This window comes from Nocardiopsis sp. LOL_012 (assembly GCF_048060475.1).
Taxonomy (GTDB): Bacteria; Actinomycetota; Actinomycetes; order Streptosporangiales; family Streptosporangiaceae; genus Nocardiopsis.
In genome coordinates this window covers 1-248 of sequence record NZ_JBHMIV010000151.1, presented here as the reverse complement: position 1 = coordinate 248, position 248 = coordinate 1, and the positions used below count along the sequence as shown (strand labels likewise).

Sequence of the window (248 nt, the reverse complement as noted above, 5' to 3'; positions counted from 1 at the left end):
CGTCGGCGATCCGCCGCACCGTCACCTCGTCGAACAGCTCCACCGCGTACCCGATCCGACCGGTCAACCCCTCGGAGCCGGTCCCGAACCCGATACTCAGGTCGAACTTGGCCGCCTCCAGGTCGTCGCCGAACTCGGGGACGGCACCGGTACCCGCCAGGTCGAGGGTGTCGAGGTCCTCGTGCCTGAGGGTGAGCATGACCTGGAACAAGGGGTTGCGCGCCGCCGACCGCACCGGGTTGACCACC

The 248-nt window shown here is 69.4% G+C and carries 1 protein-coding gene; it reads right to left on the bottom strand.

Features of this window, described 5'->3' with window-relative positions:
• Positions 1 to 248 (bottom strand): hypothetical protein (locus ACFHWE_RS23870; protein ID WP_416604126.1); only part of this gene is annotated, 248 nt, incomplete at both ends.